This is a genomic window from Pseudomonas sp. SCA2728.1_7 (assembly GCF_018138145.1).
Taxonomy (GTDB): Bacteria; Pseudomonadota; Gammaproteobacteria; order Pseudomonadales; family Pseudomonadaceae; genus Aquipseudomonas; species Aquipseudomonas koreensis_A.
The window spans coordinates 5,338,411-5,363,195 of sequence record NZ_CP073104.1 but is presented as its reverse complement, the minus strand read 5'-3'; the positions used below and the strand labels follow the sequence as shown (position 1 = coordinate 5,363,195).

24 protein-coding genes and 1 tRNA gene are annotated in these 24,785 nt (G+C 52.9%); 12 read left to right on the top strand and 13 right to left on the bottom strand.

The features are described 5' to 3' along the window. Positions 1 to 22: 22 nt before the first annotated feature. Positions 23 to 841, top strand: coding sequence for an inositol-phosphate phosphatase (suhB, locus tag KBP52_RS24120; protein WP_016984379.1), 819 nt, complete (start codon positions 23 to 25; stop codon positions 839 to 841). A 250-nt stretch (positions 842 to 1,091) separates the two neighbouring features. Here the strand turns inward: suhB and KBP52_RS24115 are convergent, their stop codons facing one another. From KBP52_RS24115 to queA, 6 genes are all read right to left on the bottom strand, one after another. After that, entirely contained in the window at positions 1,092 to 1,640 is a 549-nt protein-coding gene (locus tag KBP52_RS24115) for a glycine zipper 2TM domain-containing protein (protein ID WP_007956693.1), read from the bottom strand. Positions 1,641 to 1,761: 121 nt separating this feature from the next. After that, the gene (gene secF / locus KBP52_RS24110; RefSeq protein WP_038362953.1) at positions 1,762 to 2,676 is read right to left on the bottom strand and encodes a protein translocase subunit SecF; all 915 of its coding nucleotides are present in this window, start codon (positions 2,674 to 2,676) and stop codon (positions 1,762 to 1,764) included. 9 nt (positions 2,677 to 2,685) lie between these two features. After that, positions 2,686 to 4,554: a protein translocase subunit SecD gene (gene secD, locus KBP52_RS24105; RefSeq protein WP_077574432.1), complete on the bottom strand. Its 1,869-nt coding sequence runs from the start codon at positions 4,552 to 4,554 to the stop codon at positions 2,686 to 2,688. Between the two features lie 64 nt (positions 4,555 to 4,618). Beyond that, complete coding sequence (gene yajC / locus KBP52_RS24100; RefSeq protein ID WP_007916913.1) at positions 4,619 to 4,957, bottom strand: preprotein translocase subunit YajC; 339 nt, start codon at positions 4,955 to 4,957, stop codon at positions 4,619 to 4,621. A gap of 43 nt (positions 4,958 to 5,000) precedes the next feature. Continuing rightward, the gene (gene tgt / locus KBP52_RS24095; protein WP_161986576.1) at positions 5,001 to 6,116 is read right to left on the bottom strand and encodes a tRNA guanosine(34) transglycosylase Tgt; all 1,116 of its coding nucleotides are present in this window, start codon (positions 6,114 to 6,116) and stop codon (positions 5,001 to 5,003) included. Positions 6,117 to 6,130: 14 nt separating this feature from the next. Further along, on the bottom strand, positions 6,131 to 7,195 hold the full coding sequence (gene queA / locus KBP52_RS24090) for a tRNA preQ1(34) S-adenosylmethionine ribosyltransferase-isomerase QueA (protein WP_077574434.1): 1,065 nt from the start codon (positions 7,193 to 7,195) through the stop codon (positions 6,131 to 6,133). A 107-nt stretch (positions 7,196 to 7,302) separates the two neighbouring features. Between queA and KBP52_RS24085 the strand changes: the two genes are divergently transcribed. The 3 genes from KBP52_RS24085 to KBP52_RS24075 all read left to right on the top strand — a co-directional run bounded on the left by KBP52_RS24085 (position 7,303) and on the right by KBP52_RS24075 (position 9,909). Further along, a tRNA-Leu gene (locus KBP52_RS24085) sits at positions 7,303 to 7,387 on the top strand. 164 nt (positions 7,388 to 7,551) lie between these two features. After that, positions 7,552 to 8,793, top strand: a complete 1,242-nt coding sequence (locus KBP52_RS24080) for a tyrosine-type recombinase/integrase (protein WP_212621108.1) — start codon at positions 7,552 to 7,554, stop codon at positions 8,791 to 8,793. 258 nt (positions 8,794 to 9,051) lie between these two features. Beyond that, positions 9,052 to 9,909, top strand: coding sequence for a hypothetical protein (locus tag KBP52_RS24075; RefSeq protein WP_212621107.1), 858 nt, complete (start codon positions 9,052 to 9,054; stop codon positions 9,907 to 9,909). A 46-nt stretch (positions 9,910 to 9,955) separates the two neighbouring features. On the opposite strand, the gene KBP52_RS24070 is transcribed toward KBP52_RS24075, so the two are convergent. Continuing rightward, a complete protein-coding gene (locus KBP52_RS24070; RefSeq protein ID WP_212621106.1) occupies positions 9,956 to 10,813 on the bottom strand; it encodes a sugar transferase in 858 nt (285 codons plus the stop codon). Positions 10,814 to 10,815: 2 nt separating this feature from the next. Then, a complete protein-coding gene (locus KBP52_RS24065; RefSeq protein ID WP_212621105.1) occupies positions 10,816 to 11,223 on the bottom strand; it encodes a hypothetical protein in 408 nt (135 codons plus the stop codon). Between the two features lie 451 nt (positions 11,224 to 11,674). Here KBP52_RS24065 and KBP52_RS24060 point away from each other — a divergent pair, with 451 nt between their 5' ends. The 7 genes from KBP52_RS24060 (at position 11,675) to KBP52_RS24030 (ending at position 17,405) form a co-directional block, all read left to right on the top strand. Then, positions 11,675 to 11,923, top strand: coding sequence for a helix-turn-helix domain-containing protein (locus KBP52_RS24060; protein ID WP_212621104.1), 249 nt, complete (start codon positions 11,675 to 11,677; stop codon positions 11,921 to 11,923). Continuing rightward, entirely contained in the window at positions 11,920 to 12,189 is a 270-nt protein-coding gene (locus KBP52_RS24055; RefSeq protein WP_212621103.1) for an AlpA family phage regulatory protein, read from the top strand. The genes KBP52_RS24060 and KBP52_RS24055 overlap by 4 nt, the downstream gene beginning before the upstream one ends. Next, positions 12,186 to 12,491 carry a hypothetical protein gene (locus KBP52_RS24050; RefSeq protein ID WP_212621102.1) on the top strand — a complete coding sequence of 102 codons (306 nt, stop codon included), beginning with the start codon at positions 12,186 to 12,188 and terminating at the stop codon, positions 12,489 to 12,491. Before KBP52_RS24055 ends, KBP52_RS24050 begins: the two co-directional genes overlap by 4 nt. Before the next feature lie 528 nt (positions 12,492 to 13,019). Next, complete coding sequence (locus KBP52_RS24045; protein WP_212621101.1) at positions 13,020 to 13,301, top strand: hypothetical protein; 282 nt, start codon at positions 13,020 to 13,022, stop codon at positions 13,299 to 13,301. Further along, the gene (locus KBP52_RS24040) at positions 13,298 to 13,570 is read left to right on the top strand and encodes a DUF3077 domain-containing protein (protein ID WP_212621100.1); all 273 of its coding nucleotides are present in this window, start codon (positions 13,298 to 13,300) and stop codon (positions 13,568 to 13,570) included. Before KBP52_RS24045 ends, KBP52_RS24040 begins: the two co-directional genes overlap by 4 nt. Continuing rightward, positions 13,567 to 16,452, top strand: a complete 2,886-nt coding sequence (locus tag KBP52_RS24035) for a DUF927 domain-containing protein (RefSeq protein WP_212621099.1) — start codon at positions 13,567 to 13,569, stop codon at positions 16,450 to 16,452. The genes KBP52_RS24040 and KBP52_RS24035 overlap by 4 nt, the downstream gene beginning before the upstream one ends. 98 nt (positions 16,453 to 16,550) lie before the next feature. Continuing rightward, positions 16,551 to 17,405 (top strand): hypothetical protein, encoded by an 855-nt coding sequence (locus tag KBP52_RS24030; protein WP_212621098.1) that lies wholly within the window; start codon positions 16,551 to 16,553, stop codon positions 17,403 to 17,405. Between the two features lie 480 nt (positions 17,406 to 17,885). Here KBP52_RS24030 and KBP52_RS24025 read toward each other — a convergent pair whose 3' ends face one another. The 4 genes from KBP52_RS24025 to KBP52_RS24010 form a co-directional block, all read right to left on the bottom strand. After that, positions 17,886 to 19,070, bottom strand: a complete 1,185-nt coding sequence (locus tag KBP52_RS24025; protein ID WP_212621097.1) for an alpha/beta hydrolase — start codon at positions 19,068 to 19,070, stop codon at positions 17,886 to 17,888. Next, a complete protein-coding gene (locus KBP52_RS24020) occupies positions 19,064 to 19,510 on the bottom strand; it encodes a response regulator (protein ID WP_212621096.1) in 447 nt (148 codons plus the stop codon). The genes KBP52_RS24025 and KBP52_RS24020 overlap by 7 nt, the downstream gene beginning before the upstream one ends. Continuing rightward, complete coding sequence (locus KBP52_RS24015) at positions 19,485 to 22,703, bottom strand: hypothetical protein (RefSeq protein WP_212621095.1); 3,219 nt, start codon at positions 22,701 to 22,703, stop codon at positions 19,485 to 19,487. Before KBP52_RS24015 ends, KBP52_RS24020 begins: the two co-directional genes overlap by 26 nt. A gap of 822 nt (positions 22,704 to 23,525) precedes the next feature. Next, entirely contained in the window at positions 23,526 to 23,786 is a 261-nt protein-coding gene (locus KBP52_RS24010) for a DUF6429 family protein (RefSeq protein WP_212621094.1), read from the bottom strand. A 267-nt stretch (positions 23,787 to 24,053) separates the two neighbouring features. Here KBP52_RS24010 and KBP52_RS24005 point away from each other — a divergent pair, with 267 nt between their 5' ends. Further along, complete coding sequence (locus KBP52_RS24005; RefSeq protein WP_212621093.1) at positions 24,054 to 24,383, top strand: hypothetical protein; 330 nt, start codon at positions 24,054 to 24,056, stop codon at positions 24,381 to 24,383. A 12-nt stretch (positions 24,384 to 24,395) separates the two neighbouring features. Here the strand turns inward: KBP52_RS24005 and KBP52_RS24000 are convergent, their stop codons facing one another. Further along, complete coding sequence (locus KBP52_RS24000; RefSeq protein WP_034156100.1) at positions 24,396 to 24,764, bottom strand: PH domain-containing protein; 369 nt, start codon at positions 24,762 to 24,764, stop codon at positions 24,396 to 24,398. Positions 24,765 to 24,785: the final 21 nt, after the last annotated feature.

Sequence of the window (24,785 nt, the reverse complement as noted above, 5' to 3'; positions counted from 1 at the left end):
AACAACCTTAGGTGACACATCCATGCAGCCCATGCTGAATATCGCGCTGCGCGCCGCCCGCAGCGCCAGTGAACTGATCTTCCGCTCCATCGAGCGCCTGGATACCATCAAGGTCGACGAAAAAGACGCCAAGGATTATGTATCCGAGGTCGATCGCGCCGCTGAACAGAAAATCATCGACGCACTGCGCAAGGCTTACCCTAACCACTCCATCCGCGGTGAAGAGACTGGCCTGCACGCCGGTACCGGCATCGAAGGCGAAGAGTACCTGTGGATCATCGATCCACTGGACGGCACCACCAACTTCCTGCGCGGCATTCCGCACTTCGCTGTCAGCATCGCCTGCAAATACCGTGGCCGCCTGGAACACGCAGTGGTTCTGGACCCGGTTCGTCAGGAAGAATTCACCGCCAGCCGTGGTCGCGGCGCCCAACTGAACGGTCGTCGTCTGCGCGTCAGCGGTCGCACCAGCCTCGACGGCGCCCTGCTGGGTACCGGCTTCCCGTTCCGCGATGACCAGATGGACAACCTCGACAACTACCTGGGCATGTTCCGCGCTCTGGTTGGCCAGACTGCCGGCATCCGCCGCGCCGGTTCGGCAAGCCTGGACCTGGCTTATGTGGCTGCCGGTCGTTTCGACGCGTTCTGGGAATCGGGTCTGTCCGAGTGGGACATGGCTGCAGGCGCCCTGCTGATTCAAGAAGCTGGCGGCTTGGTGAGCGACTTTACCGGCGGTCACGACTTCCTTGAAAAAGGCCACATCGTTGCCGGCAACACCAAATGCTTCAAGGCAGTTCTGACGGCGATCCAGCCGCACCTGCCGGCCTCGCTGAAGCGCTAAGCTTCACGCGAAACGAAAAAAGCATCCTTCGGGGTGCTTTTTTTATGCCTGGAATTCGTCACCCGCCACACCACCGGACCAATGTAGGAGTGAGCCTGCTCGCGATAGCGGTGTATCAGCCACCACCTGTATTGAATGATAAATAGCTATCGCGAGCAGGCTCACTCCTACAGGGGATTTGCTGTGCTGCTTAAATCGCGGGCACAAAAAAAGCACCCCGCAGGGTGCTTCCTGTTAGAACAGTCGGTACTTACTGACCCGGCTCATTCTGCGACAGAATCAGCTTGCCTTCCTTGTCGACCGGAATCTGGTTGCCCGGATCGCGATCCATCCGCACTTTGCCTTCCTTGCCATCGAGCGAGTAACGCACATCGTAACCGACGACCTTGTCGCTGATGTCATTGACCGTGTTGCAGCGGGTTTGCGTGGTGGTGTAGGTGTCACGCTCTTGCATGCCTTCCTGCACCTTGTTACCCGCATAACCGCCACCGACCGCACCGGCGACCGTGGCAATCTTCTTGCCGGTGCCGCCGCCAATCTGATTACCCAGCAAACCACCTGCCAGCGCACCGACGACGGTACCGGCAATCTGATGCTGATCCTTTACCGGTGCCTGACGCGTCACTGTCACGTCCTTGCACACTTCACGTGGAGTCTTGATCTGTGTTTTAACCGGTTCAACGGCCAATACTTGCGCATACTCAGGGCCGCTTTTAACCAGGCTGTAGGTGGCAACAGCACCCCCGGCAGTCACACCGACAGCACCCAATACCGCACCAACCAGCAACGACTTGTTCACATGAACCTCCTGACCATCACATACGGGACGCGCCCGCGCTTCTCCCAGCCTTGGAGCATAAAAAAAGGCGCGAGTTCAACTCGCGCCTTTCTTGGGCTGACAGCCGGGAAAACGATGGCCGTTATGGACGGTCGTCGACTTCCTTCTCGGTGTTGGCCGGAGGAATCAGATCCTCGGTAGTCAGGTTCAGCCAGATCAGCACCACGTTAGCGATGTAGATCGACGAATAAGTACCCGCCAGAACACCGATAAACAGCGCGATCGAGAAGCCGAACAGGTTGTCACCGCCGAAGAACAGCAGTGCCGCGATCGCCAGCAACGTGGAGATCGACGTCGCCATGGTGCGCAGAAGGGTCTGCGTGGTCGAGATGTTGATGTTCTCGATCAGCGTTGCCTTGCGCAGGACACGGAAGTTCTCACGAACCCGGTCGAATACCACGATGGTGTCGTTCAGCGAGTAACCGATGATCGCCAGCACCGCCGCCAGTACGGTCAGATCGAAAGTGATCTGGAAGTACGACAGGATACCGATGGTTACGATCACGTCGTGAATCAGCGAAACGATGGCGCCGACCGCGAATTTCCACTGAAAGCGGAACGCCAGGTAGATCAGGATGCCGCCGAGCGCCAGCAGCATGCCGAGGCCGCCCTGGTCGCGCAGCTCTTCACCGACCTGTGGGCCGACGAACTCGACACGCTTGACCGTCGCCGGGTTGTCACCGCCGAGTTTCTGCAGCGCTTGCGCGACCTGATGGCCCAACTGCGGGTCTTCACCCGGCATGCGCACCAGCAAATCGGTGGTTGCACCAAAGCTCTGCACGATGGCTTCGTGATAACCCGAAGTCACCAGCTCTTCACGCACCTTGGTGACATCCGCCGGACGCTCGTAGGTCAGCTCGATGAGCGTACCGCCAGTGAAGTCCAGGCCCCAGTTCATACCCTTGGTCACGACACTGAACATAGCCAGCAACGTGAGAAACACTGTGACGCCGAACGCGAAGTTGCGAACGCCCATGAAGTTGATTGTACGTAACATGGCAGCCCCTTAAATCCACAACTTCTTGAAGTCACGTCCGCCGAAGATCAGGTTGACCATTGCGCGGGTCACCATGATGGCCGTGAACATCGAGGTAAAGATCCCGAGGGACATGGTCACTGCGAAACCTTTGACCGGGCCGGTGCCCATGGCAAAGAGAATCCCGCCGACCAACAACGTAGTCAGGTTGGCGTCGAGAATCGCAGTGAATGCCCGGCCGAAGCCCTCGTTGATTGCACGCTGCACGGTCATGCCGGCGGCGATCTCTTCACGAATCCGCGAGAAGATCAGCACGTTGGCGTCGACCGCCATACCCATGGTCAATACGATACCGGCGATACCCGGCAGGGTCAGCGTTGCACCCAGCAGCGACATCAGGGCCAGCAGCAGCACCATGTTCACCGCCAGAGCGACGGTGGCGATGATGCCGAAGAAGCGGTAGATGGCGATGATGAACAGCGACACGAACAGCATGCCCCACAGCGACGCATCGATACCTTTGGTGATGTTGTCAGCACCCAGGCTCGGGCCGATGGTGCGCTCTTCAGCGAAGTACATCGGTGCGGCCAGACCACCGGCACGCAGCAGCAGCGCCAGCTCGGACGACTCGCCCTGACCGTTCAGGCCAGTGATGCGGAACTGAGCACCCAGCGGCGACTGAATGGTCGCCAGGCTGATGATCTTCTTCTCTTCCTTGAACGTTTGCACCGCAACGTCTTTCTCGACGCCATCGACCACTTGCTTGGTGTAAGTGGTGATCGGACGCTGTTCGATGAAGATCACCGCCATGCTGCGACCAACGTTCGAACGAGTAGCGCGGCTCATCAGCTCACCACCATGACCATCCAGACGGATGTTCACTTCAGGCGTGCCGTGCTCGCCGAAACCGGCCTTGGCGTCGGTAACCTGGTCACCGGTGATGATCAGACCACGCTCGATCTGTGCTGGCGGACGATTGCCTTCACGGAACTCGAAGGTTTCGGAGGTGGCTTTCGAAGCACCCGGCTCAGCAGCCAGACGGAACTCAAGGTTGGCCGTCTTGCCGAGAATACGCTTGGCTTCGGCAGTGTCCTGCACGCCCGGCAGCTCAACCACGATGCGGTTGGCGCCCTGACGCTGAACGATCGGTTCGGCAACACCCAGCTCGTTGACGCGGTTACGTACCGTGGTCAAGTTCTGCTTGATGGAGTATTCACGGATTTCCGCCAGCTTTGCCGGGGTCATCGCCAGACGCAGCACCGGTTGACCATTGAGGTCGGCCGGAACAATGTCGAAATCGTTGAAGTTCTTGCGGATCAGTGCACGGGCCTGTTCGCGGGAATCTTCATCGCTGAAGCCCAACTGAATGGCACCGCCCAGTTGCGGCAGACTGCGATAGCGCAGCTTCTCTTTACGCAGCAGGCTCTTGACGTCGCCTTCGTAGACTTTCAGGCGTGCATCGAGGGCTTTGTCCATGTCCACTTCCAGCAGGAAGTGCACACCACCGGACAAGTCCAGACCCAGCTTCATCGGGTGCGCGCCCAGATTGCGCAGCCATTGCGGGGTGGTCTGTGCCAGGTTCAGCGCGACGACGTAGTCATCACCCAACGCCTTGCGCACAACGTCTTTGGCCGGCAGCTGATCTTCAGCCTTGCTCAGACGGATCAGACCGCCCTTGCCGTTGGCGGCCAGCGTGGCTGCCTTGACGTTGATCCCGGACTCCTTGAGCGCAGTGCTCACACGATCCAGATCAGCCTGATTGACTTGCAGCGCAGTGCTTGCACCGCTGACCTGAATGGCCGGGTCATCGGGGTATAGATTCGGAGCGGAATAAATCAGACCGATCGCCAGCACCGCCAGGATCAGAATGTATTTCCACAGAGGATATTTGTTCAGCATCACGCCGCCCGTTATGAACGCGGGGCGCCTTGCGCGCCCCGTCGATTGAGTAGAAGTTGTTGCTTCAGATCGCTTTCAGCGTGCCTTTTGGCAGCGTGGCGGCGATGGCGCCTTTCTGGAACTTCATTTCCACGGTGTCGGAAACTTCCAGGACCACGAAGTCATCAGCCACTTTGGTGATCTTGCCAGCGATACCGCCGGTGGTCACAACTTCGTCGCCTTTCTGCAGGCTGCTCAGCAGGTTCTTCTGCTCTTTGGCGCGCTTGGCCTGTGGACGCCAGATCATCAGGTAGAAGATGACCAGGAAGCCGACCAGGAAAATCCACTCGAAACCGCCGCCCATTGGGCCGGCAGCAGCCGGTGCAGCCGCGTCAGCCATGGCGTTAGAGATAAAAAAGCTCATTTAGCACTCCAGTTGCAAATGTTGAATCTTGGGGTCAGAAAACTCAGTCCAAAGGCGGAACGGGGAGCCCGCGTTTGGCGTAGAAGGCATCGACAAAGGCGGCCAATGTACCCTGTTGAATAGCCTCGCGCAAACCAGCCATCAGCACCTGATAATGGCGCAAGTTATGGATGGTATTGAGCATGCTTCCCAGCATTTCGCCGCACTTGTCCAGGTGATGCAGATAAGCGCGGGAGAAGTTCTGGCAGGTATAGCAATCGCAGGTCGGATCCAGCGGCGATTCATCATGGCGATGGAACGCGTTACGGATCTTCAGCACGCCGGTATCAATGAACAGATGCCCATTGCGGGCATTACGGGTTGGCATCACGCAATCGAACATGTCCACACCGCGGCGCACACCCTCAACCAGATCTTCCGGTTTGCCAACGCCCATAAGGTAACGAGGTTTGTCAGCCGGCATCATGCCCGGCAGATAATCCAATACTTTGATCATCTCGTGCTTCGGCTCGCCCACCGACAGACCGCCAATGGCCAGGCCATCGAAGCCGATCTTGTCGAGGCCTTCCAGCGAGCGCATGCGCAGATCCTGGTGCATGCCGCCCTGAACAATGCCGAACAATGCAGCGGTGTTGTCACCGTGAGCATTTTTCGAGCGCTGAGCCCAGCGCAGCGACAGCTCCATGGAAATCCGCGCGACATCTTCATCAGCCGGGTACGGCGTGCATTCGTCGAAGATCATCACGATGTCGGAGCCGAGATCGCGCTGCACCTGCATCGATTCTTCCGGGCCCATGAACACTTTCGCGCCGTCGACCGGGGAGGCGAAGGTCACGCCTTCCTCCTTGATCTTGCGCATCGCGCCGAGGCTGAACACCTGGAAACCACCGGAATCAGTGAGGATAGGGCCTTTCCACTGCATGAAATCGTGCAGGTCGCCGTGTTCCTTGATCACTTGGGTGCCAGGGCGCAGCCACAGGTGGAAGGTGTTGCCGAGAATGATTTCTGCACCGGTGGCAACGATGTCACGCGGCAACATGCCCTTGACCGTGCCGTAAGTGCCCACCGGCATGAACGCCGGGGTCTCGACGGTGCCACGCGGGAAGGTCAGGCGACCACGCCGGGCCTTGCCATCGGTGGCCAGAAGTTCAAAGGACATGCGACATTCGCGACTCATTCTGTTTCCTCTGGGCCTGTTTGTTCAGGGGCAGTCGGTGCGGGATTACGGGTGATGAACATCGCATCACCGTAGCTGAAAAAGCGGTAACCGTTGTCGACGGCGGCCTTGTAGGCAGCCATGGTCTCGGGATAACCGGCAAATGCCGAAACCAGCATCAACAGCGTCGATTCCGGCAAATGGAAATTGGTCACCAAGGCGTCGACCACATGGAACGGCCGGCCCGGGAAGATAAAGATATCGGTGTCGCCACTGAACGGCTTGAGCACGCCATCGCGTGCAGCACTTTCCAGCGAACGCACGCTGGTGGTACCGACCGCAATCACCCGACCACCGCGCGCACGGCACGCCGCGACCGCATCGACCACGTCCTGGCCGACTTCCAGCCACTCAGTGTGCATGTGGTGATCTTCAAGCTTCTCGACGCGCACCGGCTGGAACGTCCCCGCGCCCACGTGCAGCGTGACGAAAGTAGTCTCGACGCCCTTGGCCGCAATCGCTTCCATCAGCGACTGATCGAAATGCAGCCCGGCGGTCGGCGCCGCCACCGCACCGAGTTTCTCGGCGTACACGGTCTGATAACGCTCGCGATCCGAGCCTTCGTCCGGGCGGTCTATATAAGGAGGCAACGGCATGTGCCCGACGCGGTCGAGCAACGGCAACACTTCTTCAGCGAAGCCCAGCTCGAACAACGCATCGTGACGCGCAAGCATTTCGGCTTCGCCACCGCCATCGATAAGGATCTTCGAACCCGGCTTCGGCGACTTGCTGGAACGCACATGGGCCAGCACGCGGTGCGTATCGAGCACCCGCTCAACGAGGATTTCCAGCTTGCCGCCGGACGCTTTCTGCCCGAACAGCCGCGCCGGAATCACCCGGGTATTGTTGAACACCATCAAATCGCCCGGGCGCAAATGCTCGAGCAAATCAGTGAATTGACGGTGTGCGAGGGCGCCGCTCGGCCCGTCAAGGGTCAGCAGGCGACTACCGCGACGCTCGGCCAAAGGGTGGCGGGCGATCAGCGAATCAGGGAGCTCGAAAGTAAAGTCAGCAACGCGCATGATGGAGTTCGTCTAGCAGGGCCGGAAAGTCTAGCGGAAATATCGAAAATTCTCTATGTACCTGATTGACCGACGGTAATCTCATCTCTATACTTCGCCGCCATTGAGCCCTGATGGCGGAATTGGTAGACGCGGCGGATTCAAAATCCGTTTTCGAAAGGAGTGGGAGTTCGAGTCTCCCTCGGGGCACCATATAGCAGTATCTGAAAGTCTTTAACAGACTCTCAGACCCAAAGAAACCGGCCACTTGGCCGGTTTTTTTGTGCCTGTCTGTTTACCCCTGTCTCACCTTATCCGTTGTATCCCTGTATCCCTGCTTGTATCCTGAGAAAAATACCGAACTTTGGGATACAAGGATGAAACGCGCAGACATCAAGCGCCGCCCCCTCGCCGATACGACGCTTGCAGGGCTTGAGCCTGAAACAAAGGAATATCGAGAGCTGGATGCAAACGGCTTGTATTTTCGGGTCAAGCCGGACGGTGGCAAGTCATGGCAACTCAGGTACAAGCGGCCTGCGGGTAACTGGGCATGGATGGGCCTCGGCGGCTATCCAGAAGTCAGCGGCGCACTTGCCCGTGAAAAAGCAGCCAATCTACGTAAGGTTGTCAGTAGCGGTGCCGACCCTCTTGAACAGAAGCGTTCCGCAAAAGCGGCAATCGATGCCGCTCGAACCCGAACCTTCAGAGCAGCTGCGGAAGCTTGGCTAAAGGCAAAGGAGGAGAAAGGTCTCGCTCCCTCCACCCTCAACAAAATCCGCACCTACCTCGACAAAGACATTCTTCCAGCGCTTGGTGATAAACCTCTGGACGAAATAACCCGAACCGATTGTGCAAATCTCCAGGCCTCCCTCGAAGCTCGGGAGGCGCATAACGTTGCTGAGAAATGTCGGACGTGGGTCAATCAGATCTTCGGCAGAGCAATCGGATTGGGACTGACAGAAAACGATCCAGGTAGCCGTCTACGCGACATCGCTGCTCAAGCACCGAAGACTCAACAACACCCTCATTTGCTAGAGCCCGAACTCGGCGAGTTTCTCGCCGCCTTAAAGAACACCCCCAGCAGACTCACCGCCAGAACGGCGGCATGGCTTTGCATTTGGACAGCCTCAAGGCCGGGAATGGTTCGTCTAGCGGAGTGGAAAGAGTTTGATCTTGATAAAGCTCTTTGGACTACGCCTGCATCGAAGATGAAGATGCGCCGAGACTTTGTGTGTCCCCTTCCGCGCCAAGCATTGATCGCCCTTAAAGAGCTGCAAACTTTAACCGGGCGAAGCCGCTGGCTATTTCCGGGAGTAGGCGCGAAGAACCCTACAATCAGTGAGAACACGATTAACAAGGTATTCGCGACCATAGGCTACAAAGGACGTCTTGTAGGTCACGGCACACGGCACACGGCGAGCACATTGCTCCGCGAACACGGATGGCCAAAGGAACATGTCGAGGCGCAATTGGCTCACAAAGAAGAGGGCATCTCAGGGGTCTACAACAAAGCTCAGTACCTCGAGCAACGAACAGCCATGATGCAGTGGTATGCCGATCATCTGGACAAACTGCAGAACGGGAACGTTGTCGCGTGCCAGTTTGGTAGGGCGATTTGACAGTGCAAACTCCCAACCCTCAAAAAAGCGGTGTTCCGCGTGTTCCATGTGTTCCGAAACTGCTGAAAGCCTTTAAGTTCATGGTTTTCAACGGTGGAACACAGAATGCTCTCAACTGGAACACATGGGCGATGGCACACAAAAGGTGTTCCGAAATCAGTAGAGACGGCGGGAGCCCTCCGCTCAGTGACGGCCTCAAAGCAATGTCGGGCGTGATCGCTCGCATTTTTACGGGCGCTGAAATGGGGCGAGGGGTGAATGTTGAATAGACAATTTTACTTGAGCGCCCCCCTTGATATTGAGGGATGGGAAGTTGTAGAAAAATTCGAACGATTCACGCTATACGACGAATTTGCAGACCGCATCGATGATGCTCTTGAACTCATAGCGGAGGGCCAAGAGCATTGGACGAGCCATCTGAAAGATGGGGAATGGTCCGAAGAGTCCATCCGGGTGCTGGCAAATGTCAGACGGTTCTCTTACAACATATCCCAACAATTTGAACGATCCAGAGACGACTTACCTCGATGCATTCACTGGACGATAGGGGAATCATCCAACTCAGCTATTGCTGAAAGCCAATATATCGCCGCGCTGGCGATTGATCGAGCCTGCCGAGTCATTGAGACACTGGAGAGGTGGTTGAGTGGCTTCGACGAGGATCTGTGTGCGGGAAATTTTGAGAATCTAGCGTCTCTGATTGCAGATCCGTCAGACGGCCTTGTGGAGTTTGTGGCAGAAGTACGTCATCAGCAGCCTCATTTGGAAATCGAAGCACGTGAGGCAGCCGCTGATTTGATGGGCACAGCCCGCTATTACATGACCTTGGCGAACGTCTATGCCTCGCCGCTTTTGAGCAGAGCAGATAAGATCCGCATTAGTGCGACTGCACGCAAAGCGGGCAACAACTCGGCAGCCATACGCCGAGAGGCCGCCATAGACCGCAATCAAAGTATTTGCGCTCACGCCAAGAGGCTGCTCAGTGATGGGCGATCACGAAGGGAGATCGTCGGCATCATTACAGCAACTGACTCAGCGCTCAAAACGCCTGGCGGCACCGCTAAGCTATCTGCAAAACAAATTCGCAACATTTTGATTGCGAACGGGGTGCTTTGAGCGACTCCGGCGAGGCTAAATATCGCCGAAGACCAAGGGCCAACTCTTACCAATTTAGAAGCCGACTCCGAAGCACTGGGACAAACAAACAAATCAAAATCTTCACATCCAGCCAAACGCTATGCAATTGCACATATTTCATATCCAATTTCGTTTGGCTTTCTGCTTCGTAGATTTTGTGGGCCGCACCCTGACCATAGACCTGCGCCCATCCAGTCATACCCGGCTTAACTGAATACCTAGCAGCATATCCACTTACAGTAGATATATAAAGATCATCCTCATCTAACCGATAAGGGCGTGGACCCACCAAGGACATATCGCCAGCCATAACATTGAAAAGTTGAGGCAACTCATCTAGCGAGTACTTTCGCAAAAAACGACCTAATCTCGTTACTCGCCCGTCGAGCTTACCTTCACTTTCAACCGCCAGACTACGACCAACATACATTGTGCGAAATTTATATGCATAGAACACCTTCCCCCCCATACCTCGACGAGGCTGACGAAAGAAAACCGGACCTTTCGAAGAGATCTTTATAGCAAGTGCCACTACTAAAAAGGTCGGCATTATAATCATTAACACTAAAAAAGCACCTGCTCGATCAAAAATCTCTTTAGCATAACTCACGCGCTGCCTACTATAAGAAACAACCATTGGGCCATAGTTAACCTTTTTATCCGCGCCTTTTAGATTCACCTTATAAAAGTGAGAATTTACGCTTATCCGTCGATGCCGATCATAAGAATGCACTGAATATTTTTCAGCCCAGGAGCCAACCGCCCTCTTTCGCAACGCAATTAGGTCACGAACTTCTTTATGATTTACACACAAAAAAACTACAACTGCTACTACCAAACAAACGCAAAAAAACAAGGAAAATATTGCAATCGCGTCTAACATGATCACCCCTTATAAACAAAAATGAACGTATTAAATGCGGTTATGGCCATAGCAACCGAGTATGCAACAATAAATAGAAACCACTGCAGCAACTTTTCTTTCCAGTGAGATACCTCGGCCCTTACGTGCGGCTCAACGAAAGCACCTATCGCCCACCAGCAAAGTAGAGAAAAAAACGTCAGAACGATAAACAATGAAACGCCTAAATTTCGAAATGTCCCCCCGGGAATCAACTTCGAAAATTCTTCTATAGTAAGCGCAGCTGTCAAATCAAAAACCCACAATACCAAAAGCCAATCCGTCCCACTTGATTTTAGTGCCTCTTTCTTGCGCAATAGCAGATTCGCAACAAATCCACATATTGGCGGGACAAGAACACCTGCACCGGTAGCTAGGTATTTAGTGTCCATTCAACCGCTCCAATTAATATACAAAATGCCTAACGAAGGGTGCCCCCTCCAGCATCACTCGCTTACTCTATAGAGCATAGCGTCCATGTTGACTACTCACTGCAACTATACCAGCAATGCTCACCATCACCTGTCAATGTTTTTCGCATGCAAATGCAGAACTTGATGAACTGGGTAATAAGCTTTCAGCACCTACCAAGGAAATGACCTTGTAAAGGGCAATGGCCCACACCAGACCCAACCTCTCTCACCAGCTCTCGATGAGGCTCTCATGGGCATAAACAAGGTCTCGGGGCTTCAGCTCTAGGCACTCAGATGTGAAAAAAGTGCTGCTCGATTTTGAGCGAGATACCCATCAATTCATTTGCTTTAAGGAAGTGAACTGCCGTTCATTTCCACCTCTGCATTTAGCGTTAGCCCTGTAACTCTCAACGACTACAGGAAACGTTCAATGACTGCCCCAAGCCTTCAACCTATCGTTCCACTTCCACCTTCTGCCGCTGACTTACTCACCCCCGATCAAGTGGCTGCCACTCTTGGCCTGTCGCATCGCACGCTCGCCGCCTGGCGCAGTTCGCGTCGCAATCCGCTGCCGTACGTAAAAGTCGGAAGCCGCGTGCGTTATCGGCCCAAAGATGTGTCGGCGTGGCTGGAAAGCCGCACGCATGGCGCCGCCGCAGCTGCGAGCAACGAGATATGAAAAATTCGCGCCTTCGCTCCTTTGCAAATGACTTCACACCAATCGACCCGTCGCTGACCCTCATCCGTATCGGCGAAGTCATGAGTATCGTCGGTCTCGCACGCCCCACCATCTACAAGCTGATGAACGAACCAGAAAGTGGATTTCCCAAAACCGTAAAGCTAACCAACAGCAACGCTCGCGGCGCCCCCGTGGCCTGGGTTTTGTCGGAAGTTCAAGCGTGGTCACGTGGTCGCATTCAAGCACGTGATGAGGTGGCCGCATGAGCCGCTCGATTGCCAATCAAGCCTTGATGCATCCTTTTTCAGTGCTGCGCCGCATCGGCTTTTCAGACGCCACGATGCAGCGCCTCGAGCGCTATCGCGGCCGACAAGACAGACAGGGACGCGTGGTCAGCGTACTTAGCTGGGCCGACGGTACATGGTGCGCCCTCGCGCTTCATTGCGAAAAATTTGGTGCGGTGATCGTTGATGAAGGCCAGCAAACGGCAGCCTACGAAGACGCCCGCTCCATGATCGATGACGGCTTCCTCCCCCTGCTCAATCTGCGTTGGGAAGCCCACGCCTGAAACGAAAACGCCCCCGGCGGCAACCGGGGGCGTTTGAGGTCAATCTGTATGCCCGATCAATTTATGTCGCATCAAAAAAATGCGCAAGGCTTCGTGCCGGTTGCGCTAATAAAATCTCGGGGTTATTCTGCCGGTGTCGCTGCAAATTCAGTGACCGGGTTTGGCGACCCGAGAGACTTGGCGCACAGGCGCCCCATACGACAGCAGGCGCTTTTTTTGTGCCCGCCGTTTCGTGTTATGGCAGCTGTGCGTGGGAGACCTTCGGGTCTGCCGGGTTCCAAGTTCCCGGTTCGCCAACCTGCGCACAGCTGCCACCTTAAATCGTTTGGCGACGATCAGTGGCAGCTCCATCTTCAAACTTGGAGCTACACCTATGTCCGCTCTCACTCCGTCCAGAAATCGCGCCGCTGCACACCGTGCAATGGCTCTCGCCGCTCTACACGCCAACTCCAGTCTTGCCACACGTCTCGCCCGCTACAACGCACATATGGCCAAAGCTCGCGCTCTCGAAGCCGCAGGCGGTGCCCAATGAACAACACCCTGAATTTTGCCCTGCCCGAAGACATTCTCAGCGTCAGTCAGCGCGCCGGAGCTGGTGTACCGATTGACGCTATCGCCTGCGCAATTGAGCGCGCGGACTCGGTGCTGACGTTGCTCGAAGACCACTTTGAAGGTGAGTCGCGCCTCTCCAACCGTGTTATTGCCGCCGTCATTTGGGATGTTCGCGGCACCCTCGGCTTGATCAAAACCCTCGCTCTGCACGGTGATACCACTTCCGTTCCAGCGGAGCACGAAGGCGGTGCGCTATGAACGCGTTGACCACGATTGGCCGCACGAATTTTTCGCCTGCCAATGCCAGCGGATTGAAGTTGTTTCGCGTCAACGCAGGCATCCCCATCGAAGATGCTCTGGAGCTAGCCTCTCAGTTGCAAGACCACGTGAATCTGCTCAACCGCGACGCCGCCATGAGCGATCAATGCGAACGGTTTAGTTGGCCTGCACTGTATCTAGGTGAAATGGCAAAAGCGCTGCTTGATGACGTGGCTGACACCCTGTTCGCGCCGAGGGCCGACACATGAGCCAGCACCAGAGCAGCAAAGCGAAACGTCCGAGCTTCGCCGACGTAAAAGCCGCATCGCTGAAGGAAATTGAACGTGTCCTAGCGCACTGGCTGCCCAACGGAAAGCGTGTCGACGGCGGCAAGGAATACACCGCCCCCAATCCAACTCGCACCGATAAGCGCGCAGGCTCGCTTAAGGTCAATTTGAACAAAGGCACCTGGGCTGACTTCGCCACCGGCGACAAAGGCGGAGACCTTATCGACTTGGTGCGCTACTTGAACGGCGGCACCGATGTCGAGGCGTGCGCAAAGCTCACGGAACTGCTGAGCGTGAGCGTCGGTGCGGCGCGGTCGGCTCCCGCTCAAGGTAAAACCAAAGCGCCAACATGGACTGCCATACAGCCGATCCCGGCCGAAGCGATGCAACGTTGCCCAGTCCGCCATCGAGATCACGGTGCTCCGTCGAAAGTCTGGATCTACCGTGACGCTAGCGGTCAGCCACTCATGGCGCTTTACCGCTTTGATCTCGGTCCAGATGAAGACGGCAAGCCTAAAAAAGTCTTCGCTCCACTGACTTGGTGCCAGCGCTCCAACAGCGAAACCACGCAATGGCGATGGCAGGGATTGCCTGACCCGCGTCCGCTCCTGCGCTTGGAAGAATTGGCACTGCGCGATTCTGCACCTGTCGTGTTGTGCGAGGGCGAAAAAGCCGCCGATGCGGCAAGCGAATTGATGCCGGACTTCGTGGCCACGTGCTGGCCGAACGGGTCTAACTCTTGGCACAAGGCCGACCTGGCACCACTCAAAGGACGTCATGTTGTGCTTTGGCCGGACAACGACAGCAGCGGCTCAGCGTGCATGGAAGAGGTCGCCAAAAAGCTGCACGAGATCGGTGCCAAATCGTTGCGATTCGTTGAGCTGGCTACGTTCAAGCGCAAACCCACGCTAAAAGATGGTCTAGCCGCGTTTGCCAAAGGTGGTAAGTGGGACGAAGGCGACGATGCCGCCGACGCGCTGGCCAAAGGTTGGACGGCAGCACACGTCGCCGAGCTGAAGCGCAGCGGTGAGTTTTTCGTCTCCCTCAACCACGAGCAGTCCGACGAACCTGCAGAGCCAAAAGCAGCAGCCAAACAACCGGCAAAATCGAAAACAGATTTGCTGCCCGGTGGATTTCGACTGGCCCCCGAAGGCGTGTTCTATACCGGCGATGATGGTGAGTCGCGGCCAGTGTGCTCCTCCTTGGAGATTCTCGCCCGCACTCGCGATGACAAGGGTCACAACTGGGGTTTGCTGGTTGAGTTCGACGATCCAGACGGCGCTAAAAAGCGCTGGAACATTCCCGCTCGTAACATGACCGGTGACTTCGGCAAAGACGTATTAGGGCCGCTGGTAGATATGGGATTGCGCTTACCTGGAACGCGCTCAGGTCGCAATGCGCGCAACGATCTTCAAAGTTATCTGCAAGGGTTCGACAGCAACGAGCGGGCACGTTTGGTCACTCGCCTTGGATGGCATGGGCCTGCATACCTGCTGCCTGATCAACAGATTGGTAACAGCCATGAGCACTTATTCTTCTGCGATTCCGGGGCGCAGCTGCCACCTATCAGCGAGGCAGGGACGCTAGAGCAATGGCAGCAGCAAATCGGTGCGCTGTGTGCTGGCAATCACCGCTTGGCGTTTGTTGTGAGCGTGGCCTTTGCCGGGCCGCTGCTGCACTTGTTAGGGCATGAATCAGGTGGCTTCCATCTGTATGGCGACAGCTCCGGCGGCAAGACGACTCATTTACAAGTTGCCGCGTCGGTCTACGGCGGGCCGAGATTGGTCCGGTCGTGGCGCTCTACCGACAACGCGTTGGAGTCGATTGCCGCCGCACATTCGGACGGCGTCTTGGTACTCGACGAAATCGGTATGTGTGATCCGCGCATCATCGGTGAAACGGTGTACATGCTCGGCAACGGCACGGGCAAAGCTCGCGCCAATGATCGAGGGCTAGCGGGCCGTCAGGTGCAAGAGTGGCGTTTGCTGTTTCTTTCGACCGGCGAAAAGACACTGGCGCAGCACATGGCCGACGCGAACAAAGAGCTAAAAGCAGGGATGGAAATCCGCATGCTGGCGGTGCCTGCGGATGCGAGCAAAGGCCTGGGCATGTTCGACGTGCTGAACGGGTTCGAAGACGCCGCCGCCCTGTCGGACGCACTCAAAGCACGAGTAGGCAAATACTACGGTACGCCGCTTACCGCGTTCCTGTCAGCGCTATGCAAGCCAGGTGAAATGCTCGGCTGGACAGCCATGCTGCGGCGCACGGTGGAGCGCTTTATCGCCAAGGCCCTTCCTGCTTCCGCCAGCGGTCAAGCGCATCGTGCCGCTGCCCGCTTCGGTCTTGCCGCTGCCGCAGGTGAACTCGCGACGGCGCTCGGTGTTACTGGCTGGCCGGAAGGTACTGCGACCACAGCGGCGCAGGTTTGCCTCAATGCTTGGCTCGAAGAACGCGGCGGTGCCGGGAACATGGAAGGCGACGCCATTGTGAGCCGATTGCAGCAGGTCATCGAGCGATTCGGTGAAAGCCGCTTCACCCGCTGGGACGGTCTTGCCGCCAAAACCGACGATCACGCACCACGGACCACCGACCGCCTCGGCTTCCGGCGCACAGTTGAACACGGCATGGGAGATGGCGTTTACACGTTAGTCACCTACTACTTCTTGCCCACCGCGTGGAGGGCGGAAGTGTTCAAAGGCATGAGCCTCACCCTGGTCAACCGGGAACTAATCGAGCGCGGGATTCTGGAAGCCAGCGCGGAAGGTCGTGCTGCGCAATCGGTGCGGCTCCCCGGGCTCGCCAAAACGAGAGCGTACGTGGTGCATGCCAACGCCCTCCTCTCCTCTGAAACCGAAGCCGCGTGAAGTATTGGCGGATTGAGGAGAACTGCCGGCCGCTTCGGGTCTGGCCCGCCCGGAATAATGCGTACAAACACCACAAATTTTGATATGGAAGAATTTTTATGAGCGAACTTCAAAAGCAACTCAAGCACCATCAAGCTGAACTGGAACGTCTCAAAAAGGCGCTACCGAATCTTAGCGCGGCGGCAAAGGAGGCCAAACGCTTCCACGCAAACAATCGCATTAATAGAGCGCCTTATCCTCGCGAAATCACTGATGCGTTTGATAACGCTAAATCTGCTATCGAGGGTCACGCTTCCGAGATCAAGCGTATTCAAAGGCTGGTCGACTGGGAAGATGGCACCCGGTTCGCGAGCGCCAACATCAAAAAGGCTCAGAAAGAAATCAGTCAGGTACAGAGCGACCTGCAAAAGCTGCAGGACAAACGCCTAAAACTTTCGACCAAACTGCAAAAGCTAGAGGATGAGAAACGAGCCGAAGTCGAGAAGGCCCAATATGCGGAGAAACAAGCCGCGGCGTGTTATGCGGTAGCTCTCAGTGACGGAAACGACGCAGATGAGCAGCGTGCGGAGAAGGTGTTGCATCTCGCCTCCGAAGCACTGGCAATGGTGACACGTGGCAAGCGAGGATTGGCAGCGACCGCGCAGGCCTTGAAAAACGAAGTCGAGAAGCTCGATGTGGAAATTGCAGAAGTCAGAGAGGTTTTGAAAGATCTTCGTCAGCGCCAGCTACGCGTAGCGCGGATCATGTGGGCTGACCGCATGGACAAGGCCGCTCAGGAATTCGCCGCAGTCGCGGCACACTTGGAAGCCACCGAGAAAGCCTTGGGATGGACAAGCTCGTTGAGTGAGCTCTATGTGCCCTTGCAAACCCCGCATGGGGCTTCGTGCATCAGCGAGAAGACAATCAGAGATAAAGCTTATGCACTGTCCATGGAGCAGTTGCTAGCCGCCTGACTCACCGCATCGCCGATATCTACGGCGATGCTTTCCACCTATAACCGGATCACCAAATCGCGGAACACCAATCGTGTTCCGAGTAACTGGTGTTCCGGTTATTCGCATTTGGTGTTCCGCCTCTGAAAGCCATGTGTTCCGTGGCCTCCGACGTTTCTGGAACACATGGAACACGTGGAACACTGCCTTTTCGCTACCTACGGATTAGCGTTCCCCTCGCCCCTTTTCACAGCGTGAACCTTCAGCGCGAGTGGACGCGACGGGTCGCTTCAGATCCTCAAATCTGCCGTATCTGATTCCTCCGGGGCAAAGGGGGCCGGAGCGGCAGATTTTATGGGTCCTCCCTAAGGGGGGCCCCCTACACGGGTTATCAGACTCGCAGATCTGCTCTAGCTAGAATAACGACAGGGATGTCCGTCTTATTATTAAATCAAACATGACGTAGAAACAGACAATGAATATGGCTCTGTGAAATTCCTCTTACTTAAATAAATAATATCCAAAAGAAACAGCCACACCTGCTAAAAGCAAATACTTGAAGTTTTTAACTTTATCAACACACCGCATAAATAAGACAGAAACATCCTGCACTAGTGACACAGATCGGGAGTCAACAGGATCAACACACTTACCACCAATTAATATTGGCAGCCATTGTCCCTCGACGAATGTAGGTCCGTCCTGACATTCTTCGAAATACAAACTATGACCACCAAGATGATACCGATTCAAGAAGCGAGAAGTATTTTCTCTATAGAAGCCAACTCTTCCCGCATAACCTAACCCGGGGACTGCTAATTTCGAGAACAAAAGCACATTATCATTAACACCACACTCGTTAACAGTTAGATCAGCTGCGCCAACTACATGATCAATATTTGTCTTCTCCGAAAGAGGGGAGCCACACATGATCACCACTCCAACTCTAGAAGAACTTTCAATAAACTTTAATGCCTCACAAAGAACAACCGAACCAAAGCTGTGTGCTACAACCACGATCCTCTTATCTTGATTCTGATCAATGATCCGTGCCAACCTGCGACCAATTTCAACTGCTTTCTTTTTCCGACTCCAAGGCACATAAAAATAGAAAAGATCTAAATATCCATATTTAATCTCCACAAAATCAAAGCTTCGTGAGTATTTTTTTATATTTTCAATCAAGCTCCTCTGCCAACTTCCATACGTACGTATGCCATGAACACTTATTAGCATCTGATCAGTAGCAAGCTTTTCTATTTTTTGCGAAGCCTCTACAATGGTCGTCACTTGCCTAATTAAAGAATCAATCCAATCCTGACTATTCAAGTTCCCATCGAGAACTACTGAAGCCGCATCTAAAAACGTCCGCTGATGCGTTTGCAAACCCTCGAAATCCGCTGTTAGACCAATTATCATTTTTGGCCGAATAAATGGCTTATATGTATCAGCAAGATCCTTGAGCAAATTCATGCTATGAAGTGCTTGGGGCGTACCATGATCTTTCTTGGGCAGGAGAACGTCCAAAATCAATAAATCACATGCCTCTAGCAATTCAACTCTCGCAGCATCAGCGCTGATACAGGTTGTAAAGACCATGTGCGGTAGTAAACCATGCTCCCTAAACTTCTGCTTTATTAACTCACCTCGAGGTGCGGAATCATCTACCAAAAGTATTTTCAACATCCAAGTTTCTCCAATACCGCACTCAACTTACCCTGCCAAACATCATCAGTCGTTTCGAAAACTATACAGCCCAGGTAGAGGTCACCCAACGTCTTTAAAAGGTCGTGAATTTGATCGATACTCAGACTCTGAGAATCGATACTGAAATCCTTATAGCCCGTCAGTACAACGAAAGGGACCAGTTTATTAGCCTTAGATAGCTTGGTTACAATCTCCTTTCCAGCAAGAGCGCGAAAACGTCCACCTTGAGTATTCTCATTCCTATCAAAAGTCGGCATGCTCATATCAACAATGAGAAGGTCAAACACTTTCTCATGAACAGCCAACAGGCCGGAATTATAAGATGCAGCCTCTGTTATATTCAGCGCGTCATTGGCCTTTAGAAACTCTACAACCTTGTCCCGCTTTAGCGGATTATCCTCGATTATCAAAATATTCATTTTTTAAACTCATAGTAGCCACAAACTCACTGCATTCTGCGTTGATATCAAATGAGAATCCGTCTGAAGTTGTGGTGAGTGTGCTAAAAATCTTATAGAGCCCTGACCCCCCTTCCTTTCTGTTCAACGGAGCGTGCGCAGGAGTCCATTTTTCTTTTTGAGCTCTTACTAGTGCCTGCGGATCAGCAAGCTCCCCATCTGCAATACCATTTTTGATAACAATTATATTCTCAGCGGTTGATACTCTATGTTCAATTTCGATAGCGCAAGTGCGACTTCCATACTTCACAGAGTTCTCCAAAGCAGTAAATATCGCAATAAACAGTGACCTCGCCTCCCGATATGTCAACTGCAAATGACTCTTAGTTTGAGTAAACGAAATTTCGCACTCATTATGCCCATAGATCGATTCAAAAGAAGAGACCGAAGCTTCAATTACAACTCCTAACTTTTCAAGCTCCTGAGAGTGCTGACCGCCTACAAACTTGAACCAGTTGACCACCACTTCAATTTGACTAGTGAACAACGACCGAGCAGTCTTTATTTCTTGCATTAAATCTATCATGGCGACATCTCCTTTTGCCAGATTGATAGACTCTTCTAATTGTGTAATAAGATCATTAATTTCCATAGAGAGATCGTTCGCGATGAGTAACTGAGCTTCCTTGGCGCTTTCGCTGGCCATCTCCCACATATACTCTATCAACGAGTTAAAAAAGGAATCTCCATCTTCAGATGCTTCTATAATGCTAGAAAGCTTTACCAGCTGATGGTGATAAGCTGTAAAATCAAAAATCCCACCTCCCCGCTCTACTCTCGTCTCTACACGAAACCTTTCATTAGTCGCGTTTAGAATTGCATCAACCTTCGCAGAGAATCTCTTCAGAAAAGCGTCAACTTCTTGCGTAATACTTGGATGTACGAAATTATATTTACCCAACCAGTATTCGTTAGAGATGTATTCTCCAGACTTCTGCACTGTCACTAGACGTGTTTTTTCAAAGCAAGATCGAAGTTGCGTGACGAAAACCATGTGGCGCACTTCTGCACTAAGATACTTATCAAGCCCATAGTTTTCGTTAAGAGCAAAATCTTCTACGGCATGAACATGAATACTGTAAAGAATTTCCGTCTTTTCGTTAGATGCGATGGCATTCGATCCGGAAACTTTAAATAGGTCTTTTGACGACTCCAGTGCACTCTCGCTATTAACGGGCTCTAGTAATATCCCACCAGGGAGTGATTTCGCCTGATCGAACAATGCAACATATACATGCTTCCTCATCGATTCTAATGTTTGAACATCAACGAAGAGTTTACCTGATTCTATTTTTGCCCTTAATTTTTCCGAGAATAATGTAACAAGTACATTATCGCGTTCATCTCGTAGCTGAACCTCCTTATCGGGCATTGCATTTATCAGGAGATCTATAATCGCAACTCGTTCATGAACCACTTCATCATTGGTTCTAAATTGGAATAAATTATCAAGCTGCGACGGTATACAGATGTTTTGCAGGAAAAATATTTCGTTTCGCGTTAAATTTTTCTGGACGAATATTTGCGATGGCCTATGTGTGCCGTTTGACAGCATAAACTCCTCAAAAAGCTCTGCCTTATATTCTTCAAAAACTAGCGAAAGCTCTTTCGAGTAAATGTCTAGCGCCATCAAACAAACAACAAAATCATCCCGCCCCCCCTTAGCAAGATCAGCAACCGAGCCACAAAGCCGTGCGAATGGAAGATGATAAAAATTGACGCTATTCTTCATATACTCGGAAACTGCAAAACTTATACAACCGATAACATCCCCATTATCCAGATAAATCTTGCTGCGAAGCTTTAAATAATCCGAGCGCACAGGAAACAATTCCTCACAGACGCGATCTTTGTTTCCCTCCTCAATAAAATACTTAACCGCCCTGTAATCTGGAAGTTTTTTTATTTGCTCTTCACTCGACAACTCCATTATGTACTCTTTATCTGCCGCCTTGGGAGTATTATACTTACCCAATGCGAGAGTACCTAATCGAGCAAGCTCTACGACACCCGACTCAGCGGTTTCATCCAGCAAAGAAAGAAGATGAAAAGATACCGACTTTGCCCATAACTCTCCACGAAACTTGATACTTAACTTTGTTATATACTCTATTTTTTCAGCAGTTGTAACTTCACATTGCAATATTGAGGACATATCCGACGCAAGGACGTCAAACAACGTATCTCTAGCGTGGGGTGAACCTAGATAAATCTTGGATTTCGCATATATCTCTATTAGGCCGGAGACTGCCTTGTCACCCTTCTTAAGAAACTCTTCGATACTATTAACAACTTCGACATACTTCCCGAGTGTATAATCATCTACAACTCCCCTCACATCTGCAGACAATGCTGGCCGTGCTGCTACTGCACACTTCAGTTCCTCATCGCCAATTAGGTCGTACAGCTCGATAATCTTTTCAGACAAATTCGGCTCAAGCGGATGCTTAGCACTTATTTCAAGAACGACTTCCTTAAATGTTGCATACTGATCAATTATTGACTCATGACCTTCAACTTTAAGAAACCGCAGGTCCGGCTTTCTCTCAGAATCTAAATACTGATGAAGATATCGACATGACTCGATATCACCGCTTTCTATCGCCTGCTCAATTCCAGAGGTCCGGTACTCTTGCAATCTTGCTCGGATATCACCAACAAAGACCCTAATTGAGCTACTCTCCGACATCATTTGAAGCCTGAAAACGGAGTTTGTAATATTTGCCTTAGGTATCGTTGCCTGAAGGCCAAGCAAATAAGGCTTCGTATCTTCCTTTTTTAGTTCCTTCATTATGTGGACTCTCATGCAGATTGCCCACCAAGACTTTGACAAACCATCAATCTTTTCGAGTATTTGCAATGCTTTATCGGGCAAGCTTTGCAATATGCAGCCATTAACGCTGTCTCTTAGCTCGTTAAATTCTCGCAGCACCTTTGAATTTCTTTTAAATAAACCTATCAACCAATGGAGGAACCCTACTGGAGAAAGAATTTCGTTCATAAGCAGCACATCGTAGTGCTCTCTATCCTCACTAAATAAAGGATTGAACTGCTCAGGCAACTTTGAATGCGACGCGACGGCTTCAATAAGTTGGTACTCGTTAGCGATATCGAACCTAGCGACTTCGCCTACTATTCGTTTCATCACTTTCACATATGTCTCTTCTCTTCGAAGAGTGAATATGGATTGGTCTAATGAAAGCTTTCTACCTTTGATTTTCTTTATGGTCTTCATTCTGTTTATTCTGTTATATCTAAAAGTAGCAAAATGCAATCACGCTACCACAGGAAACGGGAATTCAAAAGGGTTAGCCAAACGTAGAAAAACAGGCACTGATTGCGTTTCCCACTGTGCAATAGAGGCATCAGCCTTGCCTCTGCATAGACACTGGGTTAGGCAATCCGCCATGGGGCGCCATCGTCGCGCTATGAAGTCCTAAAGTAAGGGAGAGAGGATTGCTCGACCGTTCTCAATTTCAGAATGGTAGACAGTGCCGATCTACTAAACGATAGAGCCTCCGCCCCCCGCGCAGCTCCCTCTAAGACGTATGTGTACGCTGAGACGAGCTCTACAGCTCCGGTTTCTCTGATAAATGAAACCAATTTTCGGTCAATCACATGCAGGAGGATTGAAAACAATTTTTTGATGCTCCACCCTTTTAAGTCACTCACGTCTCAGTACCCACGTAGCATGCGACCTTTGCCAATGGGAGATCATTGGCGATCAGAGTTGGTCTCTATGCTTCGTTTTGGTAGTAAAATCGTTTTCAAGGCGACTTATTCTTGTATCCCTACATGTATCCCTTACGCGATAGATCCCCTGCAAGCCTTGAATAATATGGAGATATCGAGTCTCCCTCGGGCACCAAAACTAGGAAAGGTCTTGCTTAGCAATGCCTTTTTTTGTCTGCCGGAAAGTACTCGCGCCATGCGGAACGCTTACCACAGCACGGGGCGCACACGGAATGAAATGGACTCAGGTGTCGGAGTCAGTTGCAGGCTCAGCCTGAGCATTTCCCCCAAACAACCGCGCCGCTATCGCCCGCCCCCGCTCCAGCCCCTCCTCCGTCAACCAAACCGACTTGTTCCTGTTCACCGGGTTACTGATGAAACCCTGCTCATGCAATCGGTTCATGATCTCGAAATCGAATCCTTTCCAGGCATTGCCGTCGTCGGAACTGAGTGCTGCCAACAGGGCAAGCACGGCGTCTTCCATCAGTTTGTCGTCGTATTCCATGGTCGTCACTCCATTCGTGTTCAACAGTTAACGTCGAGTGTGTGAATGCTCACCATAATACTCACCGGCCTCCGATGGAAATGCCGCTCAATCCCGTGAAGATTATTGATCGGCTTCAGTGTGCCCGGCCTCGCCTTTGGGCTGCACTTGTTGATCCCGCTCCGTATAATCCCGCCACTCTGAAGGCAGCCCAGCGCATCTTGCACCTAACGGTGGCTGCCTCCAGTCATCAACTCTCACACTGACGGACGTCGCTAAAGGCACCCCATGGAAACGTCACTGGAAACAGTCGCCCTTTTCTCCCTCAAGCTCGCTTACGAGGAAGAAGGCCTGAGCCCGATTCTACGGGACGACATGGTCATGGGTGATTACCAGAAAGACATTTTCGAACTGCTGTTGCGGCGCGGGGATGTCGAGACCATTCAGTTCAAGATGAACGAATGCCTGGGCTTGGCGATGGACGCCTTGGGCGGTGTCGAGAAACCACTGGGGCGGGAGTTGCACAAGTTGTCCGCTGATTTCAGCGAGGCGCGTTCGCTGGAGCAACTGGATCAGCCGCTCCTCGCGCTCAAGGGTTATTTGAAAGACATCTTGTAATGGGCTGAGCCGTTACAGCAGATGCTTGGAAATGTACTTGGAAATCTCCACCATCGAAGTCTTCCCGGTGAATTCGAACTTCACTTTCCCCAGTGACGAGAAGTAAATCTCCAGCTCCGAGTCCAGATCGAAGGTGCCCGAGGTTTCCACCGAGTAGGCGACGATGTTCTTGTACGGCAAGGATGTGAAATCCTTCTTGCTGCCGGTAATCCCCTGAACGTTGACCGCGATGATGCGTTTGTTGGTAAACACCACGCCGTCACGCATGGCCTTGTAAGAGTCGATCACTTCCTCGCCGTCGAGCAACAGCGCGCTTACGCGTTCGGCGTATTCATCGTTCTGCTTGAGTTTGAAGAAGCCTTTGTTGTTGAAGTCGATCATCTGTCCATCCTCATATTCAAG